Below are 16317 nucleotides of genomic sequence, written 5' to 3'. Positions count from 1 at the left end.
CATGGAAACTCTGATCGTCCTGGGGCTCCTGGTGGCGTTCGCGGTGATCCTCATCGCGCGCACCGTCAAGATCGTTCCCCAGCAGACGGCGCTCATCATCGAGCGCCTCGGGTCCTACTCGCGCACCCTCAACGACGGCTTCCACATGCTGGTGCCGTTCATCGACAAGGTGCGCGCCAACATCGACCTGCGCGAGCAGGTGGTGTCCTTCCCTCCGCAGCCGGTGATCACCAGCGACAACCTCGTGGTGTCCATCGACACGGTCATCTACTACTCGGTGATCGACGCCAAGTCCGCGGTCTACGAGATCGCCAACTTCATCCAGGGCATCGAGCAGCTCACCGTCACCACCCTGCGCAACGTCATCGGCTCGCTGGACCTGGAGCAGACGCTGACCAGCCGCGACCAGATCAACGCCCAGCTGCGCGGGGTGCTCGACGAGGCCACCGGCCGGTGGGGCATCCGCGTCAACCGCGTGGAGCTCAAGGCCATCGACCCGCCGCACTCGGTGCAGGACTCGATGGAGAAGCAGATGCGTGCCGAGCGCGACCGGCGCGCCGCGATCCTCACCGCCGAGGGAGTCAAGCAGTCCCAGATCCTCACCGCCGAGGGTGAGAAGCAGTCCCAGATCCTGCGCGCCGAGGGCTCGGCCCAGGCCCGCATCCTGGAGGCGCAGGGTCAGGCGCGCGCCATCTCCCAGGTCTTCGAGGCCATCCACCGCGGCAAGCCGGACCAGAAGCTCCTGGCCTACCAGTACCTCCAGGTGCTGCCCCAGCTCGCCCGCGGCGACGCCAACAAGCTGTGGGTCATCCCGTCCGAGCTGACCGAGGCCCTCAAGGGCATCGGGTCGGCGCTGGGTGGCAACGACAAGGGCGACGGCAGCGACTGGACGCCCGACCCCAACCCGTGGACCCCGACGCCCGGCAGCCCCGACGACGCCTTCCGCGACACCCAGCTGCAGGACCCCGCGGAGGCCCTGCGCGAGGCGCGCAGCCAGGCCGAGGCCACCGAGCGCGAGGTGGAGGGCCACGACCGCACGCGCGGTCTCGGCCGTCGGGCCGCGGCCGGGAGCAGCGCCGGGGGCTTCACCTCCGAGGCCATCTCGGACACCGTCGAGGCCCCCACGCCGGAGCAGGACGTCCACGGCGGCCAGCCCCTCGACCCCGCCCAGGCGGCGCCGCAGCGCGAGGGCGAGCCCGACGGCCGCTGACCCGGCATACGGCATCGAGCGACACCCTGTCACCTGCTGGTGGCCGGGTGTCGTCGTGCTCGGGCATGCCGATGGCGGCCGATCTTGCGCGCTCCGACCCCAGGTCCGGCGGCGACCCTAGAATCGGCGGATGCCGACCTGGATCACCGACCCCGACGACCCCGCCCTCGTCGACTACGTGGGGCTCACCGACGTGGCGCTGCGACGCCGCTCGGAGCCGGAGCGCGGGCTCTACATGGCCGAGTCGGAGAAGGTCATCCGCCGGGCCCTCGCCGCCGGGCACCGGCCGCGCTCCTTCCTCATGGCCGAGCGCTGGCTCACCGACCTCGCCGACCTGGTCCAGGACGCGCAGGAGCAGGGCGTCCCGGTCTACGTCGGCGCTCACCCGATCATCCGCGAGCTGACCGGATTCACGCTCCACCGCGGTGCCCTCGCCGCGATGCAGCGCCCCGCGCTGCCCGCGGTGGCGGACGTCCTCGCCGGCGCACGACGGGTCGCGGTGCTCGAGGACATCGTCGACCACACCAACGTCGGGGCGATCTTCCGGTCGGCGGCAGCGCTGGGCGTGGACGCCGTGCTGGTCACCCCGCGGTGCGCCGACCCGCTCTACCGCCGCTCGATCCGGGTGTCGATGGGCACGGTCTTCCAGGTGCCGTGGACCCGGATCGACCCCTGGCCCGGGGGTGTGGGCCTGCTGCGGGAGCACGGCTTCCAGGTCGCGGCGATGGCCCTGTCCGAGGACTCGGTGAGCCTGGACGAGCTGGCCGCCGACCCGCCCCCGCGGCTCGCGGTCGTGCTCGGCACCGAGGGCGACGGCCTGTCGGACCGGACGGTGGCCACGGTCGACACGGTGGTGCGGATCCCGATGGCCGGGGGCGTGGACTCGCTCAACGTCGCAGCGGCCTCCGCCGTGGCGATGTGGGCCCTGCGCCCCTGAGCCCGGCGCCGGCCGCGGTCCCGGCCACGGCGCGAGCCGCGTCTCGGCATACTGCCCGGCAGGTCACGAGAGCGCCAACACCGTTGTGCCACAAGGGTCTCGAGGTGCGGACAGGCAGACGACGGTGCAGCCTGGGCAGATGAGACCCCTCGTGATCCGCAGTGCCCTGGTCGCCTCTCTCGGCGGCCTCGTCTTCGGCTTCGACACGGCCGTCATCTCCGGCGCCACCGACGCGCTCCAGACCCAGTTCGCGCTGTCGGACACCGCGCTCGGGGTCGCGGTGGGCATGGCCCTGCTGGGCACCATCCTGGGCGCTCTCACCGCGGGCACCCCGGCCGACCGCTTCGGTCGCAAGAAGGTGCTCTTCGCCATCGGTCTCCTGTATGTCGTCGGCGCGCTGGGCTCGGCCTTCGCGTCCGGCGTGGTGAGCTTCTCGGTCTTCCGCTTCCTCGGCGGCATCGGCGTGGGCGCCGCGTCGGTCTGCGCGCCGATCTACACCGCCGAGATCGCCCCGGCCCGGGTGCGCGGTCGCCTGGTCGGGCTGGTGCAGTTCAACATCGTCCTCGGGATCCTGCTGGCCTACCTGTCCAACTACCTCGTCCGCCTCCTCGTCCACGACGAGGCCACCGACTGGCGCTGGATGTTCGGGGTCATGGCGGTGCCCGCCGCGGTGTTCCTGCTGATGCTGGCCACCGTCCCGGAGACTCCCCGGTGGCTGATGGCCAACGGGCGCGAGGAGCAGGGGCGGGAGGTCGTCGGCCGGCTGACCCAGACCCCCGAGGAGGCCCACCTGCAGGTGCAGGAGATCCGGACCTCCCTCGCCCAGGCGACCAACGACACGGACGTGCCGTTCTTCCAGCGCGAGCACCGCAAGGTCATCCTGCTTGCGTTCACCATCGCGATGTTCAACCAGATGTCCGGGATCAACGCGATCCTCTACTACGCCCCCGAGGTGATGAAGAAGGCCGGGGCGAGCACGGACGCGGCCTTCCTGATGTCGGTCGCCGTGGGCTTCATGAACCTCGTCGCCACGATGGCGGCCCTCACCGTCATCGACCGTTTCGGGCGACGCCGCCTGATGCTCGTGGGGTCGATCGGCTACCTGGTCTCCCTGGGCTTCCTGTCCGCGCTGATGTTCTACTACGAGAACGTCCAGGGAGGTCACTTCACGTCGACCTCGTCGGTCCTCGTGCTCGCCGGGCTGCTGGTCTTCATCGCCGCCCATGCCTTCGGCCAGGGGGCGGTGATCTGGGTGTTCATCTCCGAGATCTTCCCCAACCGCATCCGCGGGCGGGGTCAGTCGCTGGGCTCGCTGACCCACTGGGTCTTCGCCTGGCTGACCTCCACCTTCTTCCCGCCGGTCATCGGGGCACTCGGCGGGGGAACGGCCTTCGCGATCTTCTTCCTGTGCATGGTCGGACAGCTCGTCTGGGTGCTCCGGGTCATGCCCGAGTCCAAGGGGGTCCCGCTGGAGGAGATGGAGGCCAGGCTCGGGCTGACCGGCCCGGCCCCGGTCGCCGCACCCTCCTGAGGATCCCGGCACCTCTCAGCATCCCCTTATGTGACGAAGATCACATTTAGGAAGTCGCCTACCCTTGAACGTTCATTACTCACGCGGTGCGGTGGCCCCTGCACCCACCGTGCCGACCGGCGGGCTGGCCGATGCAGCCTGCACCCATCCGAGACCAGAGCGTGACTTTGCAGGTCAGCGGTCAGAAAGGTCCCCTACCCAGGGGTAGCGCAGGTGGTGGGGCTTCTGGTGGGGTTCACCCATGCGGGCGTCGTCGTCCGCTGTCGTCGTCCCCAGCCTCTAGGAGTCCGACCCATGCGCACCCCCCTGATCGCGGCCGGTGTGGCCACCGCGCTCACCGTCTCACTCGCCCCCATGTCCGTCGCCTCGGCCGCGCCCGCCGCGGGCGAGCCCACGGCCCCCAAGACGTCCGGCCTGACCGCCGTCCGCACCTCGGCCTTCGGGTCCGGCCAGCGCGTCACCGGCACCTTCGACGTCGCCAACCTGGACGAGTCCGTGGTCAAGGACTACAACCAGTTCATCACGCTGCAGGCGGACGGCCACTTCAAGGCCAGCATCCCCGCGGCCCGCTACTTCGACGACGCCAAGCGCGCCTGGGCGGCCACCAACGCCGTCACCAAGGCCAACATGCTCATCGACAAGCAGCGCCGCGAGCTGCAGCTGCACGGCTACAACCGCCAGCAGGTCATGGGCTCCCAGGCCGTCGCCGACGGCATGACGAGCAAGGTGCTCCCCATGGGTGAGCACGCGACCTTCCAGGCGTCCTGGTGGGGCATGACCTTCACGCTCGACAAGGTCGCCGCCGACCAGCTGATCATGGGCCTGGAGAAGACCCAGAACGTCAGCAAGCTGCTGTCCCTCCTCGCCGCCATCGGCGTGGTCATCGCCCCCGAGGCCTCTGCCATCATCGGTGCCGTCCTGGGCGCCATCGCCGTCGCCACCAAGGTCGTCAAGTCCTGCCGCACCGACGACGGTCTGGTCATCAAGGCCCTGTGGGTCCCGATCCCGTGGTGCGAGAAGCCCAAGGGCCCCTTCCAGCCGGCGCCCAAGCCCACCCCCACGGGCACCGCCACCCCGACCCCCCAGCCCACCGACGTGCCGACCAGCGTCCCGACCGACACCCCCACCGGCACCCCGACCGACGCCCCCACGCAGGTTCCCACCGACCTGCCCACCGGCACCCCGACCGACGTCCCCACCGGTGTGCCCACCCCGGCCCCCACGGACATGCCCACCAGCCTGCCCACCAAGCCGCTCGCTCCCGCGGCCCCCTCGGTCATGTCCGGCATCACCGACTCGGTGGTCCGCGTCGGCTGACACCCCTCGACCGTCACCGGACGGTCGTCACCCCAGATCGGCGCGCCCCTCGTCCTGCCCCCCTGCGGACGAGGGGCGCGCCCCTGTGCCACGCGAGGCGCGACCTCCGTGTCGTGAGGGACGTGGCCTCTGTCTCAGCGGCCGGCCATGGCTCGGGCGAGCGGGCCGCGAAGCCACCGAGCCCGCGCACGTCGGGAGCGCAGCCGCACGACCACCAGGTCCGGCCGGTCCCGCTGCGCCTGCGCCACCTGGCGCGTCGCCTTGCGGCGAGTGCGCCAGGCCCAGCGCACGACGTGGTCGGGGTCGGTGAGCACGGTGCCCAGCGGTGGCTCGACGTTGCCGTTCCACAGCACCTGGCGGGTGACGCGGCGCCGCAGCGTGCGCCAGACGACCTGGACCATCGCCACGGCGACAGGCGGGTCCACCCACACCATCAGGTCCGCGCGGGCCAGGATCAGCGGCCGGGCGGTGGCGTACTGCCACTCGCAGACCCAGTCCTCGCCCGCCACGAGATCGCGCACGTCGTCGAGGAACTCGGGGCGCGGCACCCAGCCCGGGCCGTGGTGCAGGGCGTCGGTCTCCACGTGCCGTATGCCGAGAACCGCCCCCACCCCGACGGCCGTGGTGGTCTTGCCGGCACCGCTCGTGCCAGCCACCGTGATGCGCCGCGGACGCCGCGGGAGCGGGTCGTCCGGGCCGAGCATCACCACGACTGGTGCAGCGGGCGTCCCTCGGCATAGCCCGACGAGCTCTGCAACCCGACGATCGCGCGGTCGTGGAACTCCGCCAACGATCGGGCCCCGGCATAGGTGCACGCCGAGCGCACGCCGGAGATGATCTCGTCGACCAGGTCCTCGACGGAGGGGCGCTGGGGGTTGACGTACATGCGCGCGGCGGAGATGCCCTCCTCGAAGAGCGCCTTGCGGGCCCGGTCGTAGCTCGACTCGGCGGCGGTGCGGTGAGCGACGGCGCGCTTGGACGCCATCCCGAAGGACTCCTTGTAACCCCGCCCGTCCGCGTCCCGCTGCAGGTCGCCCGGCGACTCCAGGGTCCCGGCGAACCAGCTGCCGATCATCACGTTGGACGCGCCCGCGGCGAGCGCCAGGGCGACGTCGCGGGGGTGACGGACGCCGCCGTCGGCCCACACGTGCCGGCCGAGCTCGCGGGCGGCGGCGGCGCACTCGAGCACGGCGCTGAACTGGGGGCGGCCGACACCGGTCTGCATCCGGGTGGTGCACATGGCGCCCGGCCCGACGCCGACCTTGACGATGTCGGCACCCGCCTCGACCAGGTCGCGGACCCCTTCGGCGGAGACGACGTTGCCGGCCACGACGGGGATCTGCAGGCCGGTCGAGCGCACGGCTCGCAGCGCCTCGACCATCTTGTCCTGGTGACCGTGGGCGGTGTCCACCATCAGCAGGTCCGTTCCCGCGTCGACGAGGGCGGCGGCCTTGCCCGCGACGTCGCCGTTGATGCCGACGGCCGTGGCGATCCGCAGGTGGCCGCCCGAGTCGGTCGCGGGAGAGTAGAGGCTCGCGCGCAGCGCGCCCTGGCGGGTGAGGATGCCCACGAGACGACCGTCGGCCCCGACGACGGGCGCGAGCTTGCGGTGCGCCTCGTGCAGCCGGGCGAAGGCATCCTGCGGGCTGATCCCCTCGGGCAGGGTGAGCAGCTCGGTGCTCATCACCTCCGACAGCTGGGTGAACCGGTCGACGCCGATCAGGTCCGCCTCGGTGACCAGCCCCACGGGGCGGTCCTCGACGGCCACCACGGCGGCCCCGTGGGCGCGCTTGGGCAGCAGGCCGAGCGCATAGCCACAGGTGTGGTGCGGCTTGACCGAGATGGGGGTGTCGTAGACGAGGTGACGGGACTTCACGTCGCGGACCACCTCGGCCACGATGTCCACCGGGATGTCCTGGGGGATGACCACCAGACCGCCGCGGCGGGCCACCGTCTCGGCCATCCGCCGCCCGGCGACCGCCGTCATGTTGGCGACGACCAGGGGGATCGTGGTGCCGCTGCCGTCGTCGGTGGACAGGTCCACGTCCAGGCGGGAGGTCACCGACGACCTGGCCGGGACCATGAACACGTCGTCGTAGGTCAGGTCGAGGGTCGGCTGCTGATCGTCGAGGAAGCGCACCCGCGGCAGTCTAGGGCGACACGCCGAGGCGCACCCGGCGAGCGCGATGCTCCTGCCACGGCGAGCCCACCCAGGACGACGACCGAGCCGCACCCCTCGGGCGCACCCCTCGGGCGTGCGGCTCGGTCGTGCGGCGTCCAGGCGTAGGGCGTCCAGGCGTAGGGCGTCCAGGTGGGCGGCGAAGGGCTCAGTCCCGCCCGGCAGGGACGGCATACATCCCGGTGATCACCGCGCGGGCCAGGGTGTGCGCGCCGATGGTGAAGCCCGTGGCCGCACCGCTCGCCGTGTCGTCGAGGCCGAGGTCGTCGGTGTCCAGCGCGTGCACCGCGAACAGGTAACGGTGCGGACGGTCGCCCGCCGGCGGGGCCGCCCCGCCGAAGGCCTTGAGGCCGTAGTCGTTCGCCATCATGAAAGCGCCCTCGGGCAGCGTGCGTCCGTGCTCGGCGCCGGCGTCCTCGGCCAGCTCGGTGCAGTCGGCGGGCAGGCCGACGAGCAGCCAGTGCCAGAACCCGCTGGGCGTGGGGGCGTCCGGGTCGAAGCAGGTCACGGCATACCCCCGCGTCCCGGCAGGGGCGCCGCTCCACGACAGCTGAGGGGAGACGTTGTCGCCGTCCATGCCCCAGGAGTCGAAGGCCTGCGCGTCGGTCATCGTGGCGCCGTCCTGGAAGGACGCGCTGGTGACGGTGAACGAGCCGACCTGGGGGAGCAGCTCGTAGGGGTCCGGGGCGACGGGTCGGTCGAGTGAGCTCATGGCCCGACCCTATGCCGCACGACGCCCGGTCGCACGACCCCGGCGACGGCGAAAACCGCTGTCGGCGGGGCGGGTCGCTCGCCTAGCATCACTGCTCGTGACCGTGCCCTCCCAGACCGCAGCCTCCGCCCGACGCACCATCACCTGGCACCGGCTGCGCGGGCGCACGGCGCTCGCGGCCCTCGTCGCGCTGGCCCTCGGGGCGGTCGGCACGACCCTGGGGACCGTGGTCGCGGGACGACTGGCCGACGGGCCCTCCTGGCACCTGGTGGCCCTGCTGGCGTCCTGCGTGATCGGCGGCGCGGCCCTGGACACGGTGGGGCGCTGGTGGTGGGCCGGGGCCGTGGACCGCGCCGAGGGCCGGCTGCGGGAGGACCTGCTGGACGCCGCGCTCGGCCAGCCGCTGCCCGTGCTGTCCGAGCAGGCCGTCGGGGAGATACTCGACCGGGTCGACGACGACACCCGCGAGGTCGGCTCCCTGGTGCGGCTGCAGGCGTGGACCATGATCCGCGCCCTGGTGTCGCTCCTGCCGATGCTGCTGGTCGCCGGCTTCACCTGGTGGCCGGCGGTGCTCATGTTCCCGGTGTTCGCCGGGGCCGCGGTGCTGTCGGTGCGCGGGCTGCTCGGCGAGATCGCCCGACGCAAGGTCGTCGAGGAGGCCGCCTGGACCGACCACGCCGCCATGCTCGAGGAGGGGATCGCCGGTCAGGACGACCTGCGGACCAGCCTGGGTCAGCCGTTCGCCGTCCGCCGCCTGGCCGGGCTCTCCGCCGAGGTGCACCGCAGGTTCCACGAGGTCCTCGTGCTGGAGCGGGCCGTCACCCTGCGCACCGGGGTCATCCTGCACACGCTGCTGGCCGCGGTGGCCGTGGCCGGCGTCCTGCTGGTGTCCGCCCACCGGCTGTCGATCGCCCAGCTGGTCACCCTGTTCATGATCACCGCGACCTTCGTGGGCTACATCGGGCGGGTCGCCGACCAGCTGCCCGACCTGCAGGCAGGCCTGGGCGCCGTGCTGCGGCTGCGCCAGATGATGGCGGTCGAGCCGGAGCCGGTCGGGGGCGGCAGCCTGCCCGAGGGCCCGGTGTCCCTGGAGTTCCGCCGTGCGAGCTTCGCGTATGCCGAGGGAGCGTTCGCCCTGCGAGACGTGGACCTGACGGTGCCCGCGGGGCAGACCCTGGCGCTGGTGGGCCGCACCGGCTCCGGCAAGTCGACCCTGGCCTCCCTGGTCTCCCGGGCCGCGGAGCCGCGCCCCGGGGAGGTCTTCCTCGGCGGCCTGGACCTGACCGGGCTCGACCTGCAGGGGCTGCGCCGCACCGTCGGGGTGGTCACCCAGCGCACCGAGATCCTCGCCGGATCGCTCGCCGACAACATCACCCTCTTCGCCGACGTCCCGCGGGACCGGGTCGAGGCCGTGATCACCGAGCTGGGGCTGGGCGACTGGGTCGCGGGCCTCGACCAGGGCATGGACACGCTGCTCGGCCCGGGTGGCACGGTGCTGTCGGCGGGGGAGGAGCAGCTGCTGGCCTTCGCGCGGCTGCTGCTGCGCGAGGTGCAGGTCGTGGTGCTCGACGAGGCCACGGCGAGGATGGACCCGCTCACCGAGGCGAGGGTGGTCGCCGCGTCCGAGCGCCTGCTGCAGGGCCGCACCGGCATCCTCATCGCGCATCGCCTGTCCACCATCGCCCGGGCCGACCTCGTGGCGGTGCTCGCCGACGGCCGGGTCGTGCAGGCGGGCGAGCGCGCGGTGCTCGCGGTCGAGCCGGGCCCCTTCCGCTCGCTGCTCGAGGCCGCCCACGAGACCGAGCAGGACGCCGAGGTGGGCGCGCTGCCGGAGGACGCGGCCTCGCCTGCGGGGCCGGCGCTCCGGGACGCGGCCGCTGCGGCGGGCGACGTGACGCCCGCGTGCGAGGTGGCGGCGACCACGACCGCCGGCGGCTCGGCCTCCGACGCCCCGACCTCGGGCGCCACCGCCCTCGGTGCTGTCCGGCGACGCGGTGAGCCCCCGCAGGCTCTCGACCCGGGCGACGGCCCCTCCCTGGCCAAGGGGATCCTCAGCGCGATCACGGTCCGCCCCGCCTGGGGTCTGCTCGCCGTGGGTCTGTTCCTGCTGCACTCGCTCGGCGGGGCGATGGGCGGGCTGACGGGCTTCGCGTGGGGGCGCACGGTGGAGGCTCTGCAGCGCGGGACCACCCCCTGGCCCTGGGTGGCGCTCGTGGTCGTCGTGGTCCTCCTCGGGCCGATGGCCTTGTCCGTGGCGGTGGGGCGCTATCCCCGCTGGTGGGTGGAGGTGCTGCTGCGGATCCGGATGGCCGTGCTCGTGGGGCAGACCGGTCAGCGGCGCCTGGTGCGGACCCCGGCCGGCGAGGTCGTGGCCCGGGCCATGGACTCCGATCGCTATGCGCGATATGCCGACCGCTGGGTGGACTTCGTCAACGGCCTGGTCATCTGCCTGGTCACGGCCGCGGCGGCGGGCACCTGGCTGGCCGGCCTGGTGCTGCTCGTGGTCATGGTGGCCTCGGCGACGGCTTCGGCCGCGGGCCGTTCGGTCGCGGGACGCTCGGCCGCCACGGCCTCGGCGACCCGCGCGAGCTTCGGCCGGGTCCTGGTCTCGGTCCTGGAGTGCGCCCGCACCGTCAAGCTCGCCGGCCGGATGGACGAGGTGCGCCGCCACCTGCAGCGGGTCGACGCGGGCCGCGTGGACGCCGCGGTGCGCGAGCACCGGGTCCAGGCGCTCCTCGAGGGGGTCCCGACGGTCATGGTGCAGGTCGGCGCCGTCGTCGCGTGGGTCGGCGTCCTCACCGGTCGGTGGGGCCTGGCCACGGCCCTGCTGGTCGTGAGCGCGGTCAACGGCTTCGACTGGTTCGGGCGGGTCGCGGGAGCCGTGGTGACCGAGGCGCCGGGCACCCGGGCCTGGCAGGTCGCCACCAGCCGGATGGCGGGCGGCACCGACCTGATGACCCTGCCGGAGGGCGTGGACCTCGTCGCGGGCGAGGCCCCCGAGCCGGAGCCGATGCCGCGGGTGCCCCTGGACGAGCTGCGCCTGCGGGACCTCTCGGCGGTCCACGAGGACGGCACCCTCGGCGTCGAGCACGTGGACCTCGACATACACCGTGGTGAGCTGGTCCTGCTCGTCGGTCAGGTCGGGGCGGGCAAGTCCAGCCTGCTCCGCGCGATGGCCGGCCTCACGCACCACCGCGGCTCGCTGACCTGGAACGGGCGTGAGGTCACCGACCCCGAGCTGTTCCTGCGGCCCGGTCAGGTGGCCTACGTGGGCCAGGTGCCGCGTGTCCTGTCGGGCACCTTCGACGACAACGTCCGGCTGGGCCACGACCGGGCCTTCGACAGCCCGGTCGACGTGGCGCGTCTCGAGCCGGACGTCGACCAGGCGGGCGGGCCCCACTCGCTCGTCGGCCACCGCGGGGTGCGGCTGTCCGGCGGTCAGGTCCAGCGGCTGGCGCTGGCCCGCGCCGTGGCGACGGACGCCGAGCTGCTGCTGGCCGACGACGTCTCCTCGGCCCTGGACGCCCGCACCGAGATCGAGCTGTGGCGGGCGCTGCGGGAACGCTCGATGACCGTGGTCGGGGCGACCTCCAAGCGGTCCGCCCTGGCCCAGGCCGACCGGGTGGTCGTCGTGGCGGACGGGCGCGTGGCCGCGGTCGGGCCGTGGGCGGACCTGGCCGACCGGTGGGGCCACCTCGCCGGCTGACCTACTGCCGGTAGGTTCGTCAGCGGACGAGGCGGTCCAGCAGGCGGGTCAGCTCGGCGGCGGGGTCGCGGGTGACGCCGCCGTGGGGGCGGGAGGTCTGGATCACCGTCGATCGCGGCGCCTCCAGCCACCCGAACCTGCGCCACGGCCGGGCGCCCTCGGCCAGCCCGGCGACCGCCTCGCCGCGGCATACCGCCTGCACCGTCGCGAGCGCCGAGCGCAGGACGTCCAGGTCCAGGTCGGGGGACAGGGCCCGCACCCGGGTCTCGTCCACGTGGGTGGCGGCGTCGAGGTAGCCGAGGTCCTGGCAGTGGAGCACGACCCCCACGTTGACGAACTCCTCACGGTCGACCCGCGGCACGCACCGCAGCACGAGCCACTGGTAGCCGAGCCACTCCGGGCGGACGCCGCGGGGGGTGATGTTGGTGCGGGGCCGGTGCTCGGTCATCGGGTCCACCGGCGGCGGGCCTCCAGCGAGCGGACCAGGTCGGCCGGCCCCTCGGTCTGCGGACCGCCGGGCGGGGCGGGCAGCCAGCTCCCGCGGGCGTCCAGGCGGGCCTGCAGCAGCCGGACGTATGACGCCCGCACCTCGTCCGGCGTGCGCAGCCCGGCCTGGTCGGCCACCACCGGCAACCAGGGGTCCGGCACGAGCCCGGCCGCGGCGGTGAGGATCTCGGGGGTGAGGCGCGCCGCGCACCAGGCGTCCGCCCGGGTCAGGTCACCCGCGGGCAGCCGCAGGATGTGACGGTCGGCGTCGTAGCCGAGCCGGGCGAACCGCTCGACGTCCACCCCGCGGGTCGCCCAGCCGTGGTGGACGTAGAGCGCGGCGCCGTGGTCGATCGCCCAGACCCGGCCGCCCCAGACGAGCAGGTTGGGGTTGCTCCAGGTCCGGTCCACGTCGACGGTCAGGGCGTCCAGCCACAGGATCCGGGCGGCGAGCTCGGGCGGGGGCGGCACGGACCCGTCATACCCGAAGGATCCGGGCAGGAAGTCCACGCCGAGGTTGAGCCCGGGGCTGGCGGTGAGCAGGTCCTGGACCTCCTCGTCCGCCTCGTAGCGCGCGATGGCCTCGGGCAGGTCGACGACGACGAGCCGGGGCGTGGGGATGTCGAGGACCTGGGCGAGGGCCGAGCAGATCACCTCGGCTGCGAGCACCCGCGGGCCCTGGCCGGCGCCGGTGAGCTTGACGACATAGGTGCCCTCGTCGTCGGCCTCCACGAGGCCGGGCAGCGAGCCGCCCTCGCGCAGGGGCAGGACGTAGCGCGTCGCTGTCACCCGCGCGAGGGCGGTCGGCATGCTCGTGGGCGGCTCTCGCCGGCTCGTCCGGGTCGTCAGCTCGTCGGGGCGTCGGCCGCGCGGACGCGCCCGGCGGCCTGGGCCACCTCGTAGGTCTGGCGGGCGATCTCGCCCTCCTCGTCGGTGGGGATGACGAAGACCCGCACCCGCGACTCGGGGGTGGCGATGTCGCGGGCCTCCTTGGAGCGCACGGAGTTCAGCTCGGGGTCGACGACGATGCCGAGGATCCCGAGGTCGTCCGTGGCCATCTGGCGGGTGAGCGCGGAGTTCTCGCCGATGCCGCCGGTGAAGACGACGGCGTCGAGGGTACCGAGGACCGCGGCGTAGGCACCGAGGTACTTCTTCAGGCGGTAGGCCATCACGGCCTGCGCGAGCTGCGCCGCCTCGTCGCCCGCCTCGCAGGCCTCCTCGACGTCGCGGCTGTCGCTGCGCCCGGCCAGGCCCTGCAGCCCGGACCTCTTGTAGAGCATCGTGTCGATGTCCTCGAAGCTCATCCCCGACTGGCGGTGGACGTGCATCGGGATGGCCGGGTCGATGTCACCGCTGCGGGTGCCCATGACCAGGCCCTCCAGCGGCGTGAGCCCCATGGACGTGTCCACCGAGACGCCACCGCGCACGGCTGTCGCGGACGCGCCGTTGCCCAGGTGCAGGACGATGACGTTGACGTCCTGCGGCTCCTTGCCCAGCAGCGCCGCGGCCTCGCGGGACACGTAGGCGTGCGAGGTGCCGTGGAAGCCGTACCGGCGCACGCCGTACTTCTCGCGCCACTCGGCGGGCACGGCGTAGGTGTAGGCGTGCTCGGGCATGGTCTGGTGGAAGGCCGTGTCGAAGACGCCGACCTGCGGCAGCTCGGGGAACATCTCCAGCGCCGCCCGCAGCATGACCAGGTTGGCGGGGTTGTGCAGCGGCGCGAGCGGGGTGAGCTCGTCGAGGGTCGCCAGCAGCTCGTCGGTGACGAGCACCGCGCCGGAGAACTTCTCGCCGCCGTGGACGACCCGGTGCCCGACGGCGACGAGGTCGCTGTCGGCCAGCCGGGGGCCCTCGGTGTCGAACAGGCCCACGACCGCGGCGATGGCGGCCTTGTGGTCCGGGCACTCGATGTCGCGGGAGACCTTGTCGCCCGCGGCCTTGTGGGTGATCTTGGCCGAGTCCAGGCCGATGGCCTCCACCAGTCCGACGGCGAGCACCTCGCGGGTGCCGACCTGGACGAGCTGGTACTTCAGGGACGAGGAGCCGGCGTTGAGGACGAGGACGGAGGGCATGGGCGCACCTTTCGTGGGCGGTGAGGTGTCAGGGCTGCTCGGGAGCCGGGGCCGCGGGCGCCGGCGCGAGCGTGGACTGGATCGCCGTGATGGCCACGGTGTTGACGATGTCGCGCAGCGTGGCGCCGCGGGACAGGTCGTTGACGGGCTTGCGCAGGCCCTGCAGCACCGGGCCGACGGCCACGGCCCCGGCGGTGCGCTGCACGGCCTTGTAGGTGTTGTTGCCGGTGTTGAGGTCCGGGAAGATCAGGACGGTGGCCTGGCCGGCCACGGGGGAGCCCGGGGCCTTCTTCTGTCCCACGGCCGGGTCCACGGCCGCGTCGAACTGGATCGGTCCCTCGACCGCGAGCTCGGGGGCCCGCCGACGCACGATCTCGGTGGCCTCGCGCACCTTGTCCACGTCGGCGCCCGACCCGGACGTGCCGGTGGAGTAGGACAGCATCGCCACGCGCGGCTCGATGCCGAAGGCCGCCGCCGTCTGCGCCGACGAGATCGCGATGTCCGCCAGCTGCTCGGCGTTCGGGTCGGGGTTGACCGCACAGTCGCCGTACACCGTGACGTGGTCGCGCAGGCACATCAGGAAGCTCGAGCTCACCACGGAGACACCGGGGTTGGTCTTGACGACCTCCAGCGCGGGCCGGATGGTGTGCGCCGTGGTGTTCACGGCGCCGGACACCATGCCGTCGGCCTCGTCGAGGAGCACCATCATCGTCCCGAAGTACGACGGGTCGACGACCACCTCGCGGGCGCGCTCCAGCGTCATCCCCTTGTGGGCCCGCAGCTCGGCATACCGCGCCGCGAAGCGCTCGACGTGCTCGGGGTCGCATGGGTCGATCATCTGGACTCCGGCCAGGTCGACGCCGATCTCGCGGGCCCGGGCCTCGAGCTCCTCGGCCGTGCCCAGCAGCGTGATGCGGCAGGTCCGGCGGCGCACCAGGATCTCCGCGGCGCGCAGGATGCGGTCGTCGGTGCCCTCGGGCAGGACGATGTGTCGGTCGGCGGCCTTGGCCTGCTCCAGCAGCCGGTGCTCGAACATCAGCGGCGTCATGATCGACGGGTGCGGCTCGGCGAGGTGCGCGAGCAGCGACTCGTCGTCGACGTGCTCGGCGAACAGGCTCACCGCCTCGTGGATCTTGCGGGTCGCGGTCGGCGTCATCCGCCCCCGCACCCCCGACAGCGCCATCACCGTGTCGTGGGTGCCCCCGCGCGTGGCGATGATCGGCAGCGTCGTGCCCAGGCCGTCGATCAGACGACGCACCTGGTCGGGCAGCTCGAAGCCGCCGTTGAGCATCACGCCGGCGATGCTCGGGAAGGTGCTCGACTGGTGGGCCAGCAGCACGGCCAGGACCACGTCGGCGCGGTCGCCCGGGGTCAGCACCAGCGACTCGTCCAGCAGCCGGTCCAGCACGTTGGGCATGGTCATCGCGGCGGTGACGAAGCTCAGCGCCTCGCGGTCCAGCAGCCCCTCGTCCCCGGAGACGAGCTCGCCGTCGGTGGCGCGCATCAGGTCGCGCACGGTCGGGGCCGACAGCACCCGGGAGGCCGGGACGACGTATGTCGGAAGCCCGTCCACGGTCGCCTCCACCGCGCGCCGCAGCTCGGCCACCCGCTCGGGGTCCGCGCGGTTGACGACGACCGCGATGGGGGTGGCGACGTTGCTGCGCAGCTCGCCGAGGCCGATCTCCACGGCCGTGGCCACGTCGACGCACTCGCGGCCCTGGGCACCGACCACGAGCAGGACCGGCGCTCCGAGGTTGGCGGCGACCCGCGCGTTGAAGGAGAACTCGGTGGGGCTGGCGACGTCGGTGAAGTCCGAGCCGAGGACCAGGACCACGTCGCAGCGGCGCTGCACCTCGTGGAAGCGCTCGACGATCCGCTCCAGGGAGCCGTCCACGTCGTGGTGGACGTCGTCGTAGGACACCCCTGTCGCCTCGGCGGGGGAGAGCTCCACGCTGGCCCGGGACAGGACCGTGGCGAGGACCGCGTCGTCCTGCGGGTCCCCCTCGGTGACCGGGCGATAGACCCCGACCCGCGCGTAGCGCTTGGTGAGGGACTCGAGCAGCCCGAGGGCCACGGCGGACTTGCCGCTGTGGCCCTCGGCGGACGCGACGTAGACACAGGTCTTCACGCGTCGAGGGTAGCCGGGGCCCGGCGACCTCCGGGGAGG

The 16317-nt window shown here is 73.2% G+C and carries 12 protein-coding genes; 5 read left to right on the top strand and 7 right to left on the bottom strand.

Annotation, left to right across the window (positions count from 1 at the left end; all coding sequences use genetic code 11):
- Position 1 precedes the first annotated feature (1 nt).
- The 4 genes from MM438_RS05625 to MM438_RS05610 all read left to right on the top strand — a co-directional run bounded on the left by MM438_RS05625 (position 2) and on the right by MM438_RS05610 (position 4995).
- Positions 2-1210 carry an SPFH domain-containing protein gene (locus MM438_RS05625; protein ID WP_241451539.1) on the top strand — a complete coding sequence of 403 codons (1209 nt, stop codon included), beginning with the start codon at positions 2-4 and terminating at the stop codon, positions 1208-1210.
- A 130-nt stretch (positions 1211-1340) separates the two neighbouring features.
- Positions 1341-2147, top strand: a complete 807-nt coding sequence (locus tag MM438_RS05620; protein WP_241451538.1) for a TrmH family RNA methyltransferase — start codon at positions 1341-1343, stop codon at positions 2145-2147.
- Positions 2148-2232: 85 nt separating this feature from the next.
- Positions 2233-3678 carry a sugar porter family MFS transporter gene (locus MM438_RS05615; protein WP_338155507.1) on the top strand — a complete coding sequence of 482 codons (1446 nt, stop codon included), beginning with the start codon at positions 2233-2235 and terminating at the stop codon, positions 3676-3678.
- A 294-nt stretch (positions 3679-3972) separates the two neighbouring features.
- Positions 3973-4995, top strand: a complete 1023-nt coding sequence (locus MM438_RS05610) for a PT domain-containing protein (protein ID WP_241451536.1) — start codon at positions 3973-3975, stop codon at positions 4993-4995.
- Positions 4996-5129: 134 nt separating this feature from the next.
- Here the strand turns inward: MM438_RS05610 and MM438_RS05605 are convergent, their stop codons facing one another.
- The 3 genes from MM438_RS05605 to MM438_RS05595 form a co-directional block, all read right to left on the bottom strand.
- Positions 5130-5651 (bottom strand): P-loop NTPase family protein, encoded by a 522-nt coding sequence (locus tag MM438_RS05605; RefSeq protein WP_241451535.1) that lies wholly within the window; start codon positions 5649-5651, stop codon positions 5130-5132.
- A gap of 47 nt (positions 5652-5698) precedes the next feature.
- Positions 5699-7135, bottom strand: coding sequence for a GuaB1 family IMP dehydrogenase-related protein (locus MM438_RS05600; RefSeq protein WP_241451534.1), 1437 nt, complete (start codon positions 7133-7135; stop codon positions 5699-5701).
- 187 nt (positions 7136-7322) lie between these two features.
- Positions 7323-7886 carry a YbhB/YbcL family Raf kinase inhibitor-like protein gene (locus tag MM438_RS05595; protein ID WP_241451533.1) on the bottom strand — a complete coding sequence of 188 codons (564 nt, stop codon included), beginning with the start codon at positions 7884-7886 and terminating at the stop codon, positions 7323-7325.
- A gap of 97 nt (positions 7887-7983) precedes the next feature.
- On the opposite strand from MM438_RS05595, the gene MM438_RS05590 reads away from it, so the two are divergent.
- On the top strand, positions 7984-11592 hold the full coding sequence (locus MM438_RS05590) for an ATP-binding cassette domain-containing protein (RefSeq protein WP_241451532.1): 3609 nt from the start codon (positions 7984-7986) through the stop codon (positions 11590-11592).
- 19 nt (positions 11593-11611) lie between these two features.
- Here MM438_RS05590 and MM438_RS05585 read toward each other — a convergent pair whose 3' ends face one another.
- The 4 genes from MM438_RS05585 to pta are packed head-to-tail and all read right to left on the bottom strand — an operon-like array spanning position 11612 to position 16278.
- Complete coding sequence (locus MM438_RS05585) at positions 11612-12040, bottom strand: DUF3037 domain-containing protein (protein WP_241451531.1); 429 nt, start codon at positions 12038-12040, stop codon at positions 11612-11614.
- Positions 12037-12888, bottom strand: coding sequence for a HipA family kinase (locus MM438_RS05580; protein WP_241451530.1), 852 nt, complete (start codon positions 12886-12888; stop codon positions 12037-12039). Before MM438_RS05580 ends, MM438_RS05585 begins: the two co-directional genes overlap by 4 nt.
- 35 nt (positions 12889-12923) lie before the next feature.
- The gene (locus MM438_RS05575) at positions 12924-14150 is read right to left on the bottom strand and encodes an acetate/propionate family kinase (RefSeq protein ID WP_241451529.1); all 1227 of its coding nucleotides are present in this window, start codon (positions 14148-14150) and stop codon (positions 12924-12926) included.
- A 28-nt stretch (positions 14151-14178) separates the two neighbouring features.
- On the bottom strand, positions 14179-16278 hold the full coding sequence (pta, locus tag MM438_RS05570) for a phosphate acetyltransferase (protein WP_241451528.1): 2100 nt from the start codon (positions 16276-16278) through the stop codon (positions 14179-14181).
- Between the last annotated feature and the right edge of the window lie 39 nt (positions 16279-16317).

Source organism: Arsenicicoccus dermatophilus, assembly GCF_022568795.1.
Taxonomy (GTDB): domain Bacteria; phylum Actinomycetota; class Actinomycetes; order Actinomycetales; family Dermatophilaceae; genus Arsenicicoccus; species Arsenicicoccus dermatophilus.
Note: the sequence above shows the minus strand (reverse complement) of the source record. Positions and strands in the feature narration are given on the sequence as shown.